This is a genomic window from Mesorhizobium sp. M2C.T.Ca.TU.002.02.1.1 (genome assembly GCF_003997225.1).
The window spans coordinates 1-2,694 of record NZ_RZTO01000813.1 but is presented as its reverse complement, the minus strand read 5'-3'; the positions used below and the strand labels follow the sequence as shown (position 1 = coordinate 2,694).

Genomic DNA, 2,694 nt, shown 5'->3' with positions numbered 1-2,694 from the left:
GGCCGCAACCGTCAGCGCCTCGATGAAGTGGAAGACATAGGCCGGGCCGGAGCCGGAGACGGCCGTCACCGCGTCCATGAGGCCCTCGTCGTCGATCGCCGTCACGACGCCGCTGGCCGAAAGCAGTTCGGCAACGAAGCGCCGGACATCGTCGGAGACCAGCGGGTTGGAAAACACCACCATCATGCCTTTGCCGATCGCCGCCGGCGTGTTCGGCATGCAGCGGATGACCGGCGCGAGCTCGCCCAGGATTTCCTCGAAGGTGGCGACCGGCGTGCCGGCGGCAATGCTGAGAAAACTGGTCCTGCCGTCGCCGAAGTGCTTGTACTGCGCCGTCACCTCGCGGATCACCTGCGGCTTCACGGCGATGACGACGAGATCGGGCACGGCATTGGCCGGGATGGCTGAAGCCTCCGCCGCGGTCCGGCAGCCGAGATGTTCGGCGCGCTGGCGCAATTCGGCATTGGGTTCGACCACGAACACCGCTTGCGGCTCGAGCTTGGCGGATTTCAGCCAGCCCGAGAGCATGGCGTAACCCATATTGCCGCAACCGGCGAGAACCAGCCTGATCGTCATGAAAACCTCCGAGAAGAAGGCTTCCTTAGACAATTGCGGAGCGCAGGAAAAGTCCAGCTGCGAGAGATCGACTGTCCAGAATTAGTGGGAGACGCGAACCGGGATCGGCCGCAGCGAGACTTGTCTCAGGCCCAGCACGCCCAGCACGAAGAACAGCCAGACGGGATCGCCGCGGTGGAAGAAGAAGCTTTCCAGGAAAGCGTTCAGTGCCGTGAACAGCACCACCATCATGAAGAAGTCGCCAAGGAAGATGTTTTCCTTGCGCGCCGGGATGCGCATGTAATCGCGCAAGGGCGCGATCAGGAAGGTGTAGACGGCGACGCACAGCGCCGGGATGCCCATCAGCACGGCGATGTCGAGATAGCCGTCATGGCCGTGCACAATGGTGCGGATGTCCCAGGGGCGGTCGAAGGGCTGGTCCTGATTGAGCAGCAGCGGCGTCCCCCAGAAGCTTTCGTAGCCGTAGCCGGTCCATGGTTTCTTCGCCAACATCTCGCCGGCGAACTCCCAAAGCGTTGTGCGTCCCGTATAGGTGAGGTCGGGGAAATAGATCGCCGCCAGATGTTTCACCGGCGCGATGAAGACGATGCCGAGCGTGCCGACAGCGGTCGCGACGATCGCCAGCGCGAACAGGATCGGCGTGCCGAGGCGCATGCCGATGAGGCTGGGCAGCACGACGATCATGATGGAGAACGGCACCAGCCCGGCCGTCGTCTTGGAGCCGGTGTGGAGCATGAACACCATCGCCGCGCAGAAGATACCGGCGCCCCACCAGCGCTGGCCGCGCCGGAACAGATAGAGCCCGGCGAAGCTGAAGCAGGCCATGACCGGCCCGGCGATGTTCTTGTGGGTGAAGACGCCGCGCCACAGGCCCGCATGCTCCGGCTCCTGCGAGTCGGCGGTGTGCAGCGCCTCATGCGGGAAGACGACCAGGCCGACATAGGAAAGGCCGACCACCACGACGGCGGTGAAGATGATCACCCTGGCGAAGGAGTCGGCGTCGCGCGGCAGCACCAGGATCGTCGCCATGGTGATGATGCCGATCATGGTGAAGGAGGCGGCGCGCATCGCCGCGGGCGGATCGGTGGCGAGCACCACCGACAGGAAGAAGAACCCCAGCATCAGCGCCCAGGAGGGGCTGACCAGCGAGCGCACCACGCGCGGGTCGGCGAAGGCGAGCAGCGAGAAGATGGAGATCGCGCCGAGCGAGCCGAAGCCTAGCTGGTTGACGATGTCGCCGCCGTCGCCGGTCAGTTCCGCGCCCGCCGGCTGGAAGGGCCGGAACGAGATCATGATGACGGTGAACAAGAGCGCGGCGACAGCCGTCGCCACACCTTCCCTGGTGAAGGCGGCGCCGAGCGGCGCGCGCTCAATTCTTCTCAGGCTGCCGATACTGCTCATTGGCATATCCGAATTCGGCAAGCACCCGGCCGAGCGCGACATAGACCGGGTAGAGGCTAGTCGTCAGCGAGCCGGTGCGCGCCAGCCGGACGGCGCCACGCAGCGGCGAAGCGGCGAGCAGCGCCAGGCTTTTGAGGAAAACCTTGAGGCCGGCAAACGGCGTGCCGGCCCGCTTTTTCTTTTCGACAAGCGTCGAGATCACGCCGTTGCGCAAGGATCGGGCGCGGATCCAGTCGGCCTCGACGCGCCTGGCCGGCACGGTCTCCTTGACCTTTGCCTCGGCGCACCAGCCGAGCACGAAGCCCTTCTGCGCGGAACGGCTGAGGAAGTCGGAATCGCCGCCACCCATGAAATTGAACCTGAGATCGAGGAAGGGCGGCCCCATGGCCTTGAGCACGTTGCGCCCGACCAAAAGGTTACCGGACGAATAGAGCGCCGGCACCCGGCCTGTTTCCCGATAGGGCGGCGCAAAGACCGGATGTTCGGCCCATCGGGCATGCGCGGCATCGGCAAAGACGGGCACCTGCGGGCCGCCGACAATGTCGGCTTGAAGCGTCTCCGCGGCGCCACACATGCGCTCCAGCCAGTCGGGCTCGGCGATCTCGTCGTCGTCGATGACCAGCAGGTGGCGAAAATTGGGAAACTGCAGGATCGCCGTCTGCCAGCCGGCATTATAGGCGCTGCAATTGCCGCGCTCATGCGCGATGATCACCAGGC

Annotated in this window: 3 protein-coding genes; all 3 read right to left on the bottom strand. The window is 65.1% G+C overall.

Annotated elements, in window-relative coordinates:
- Positions 1-576 (bottom strand): pyrroline-5-carboxylate reductase (locus EOD07_RS29820; protein ID WP_164772667.1); only part of this gene is annotated, 576 nt, incomplete at its 3' end.
- Between the two features lie 81 nt (positions 577-657).
- Entirely contained in the window at positions 658-1,977 is a 1,320-nt protein-coding gene (locus EOD07_RS29815) for an O-antigen ligase (protein WP_127237879.1), read from the bottom strand.
- On the bottom strand, positions 1,946-2,694 hold a 749-nt coding region (locus EOD07_RS29810), incomplete at its 5' end, for a glycosyltransferase (RefSeq protein ID WP_127237878.1). The genes EOD07_RS29810 and EOD07_RS29815, both read right to left, overlap by 32 nt.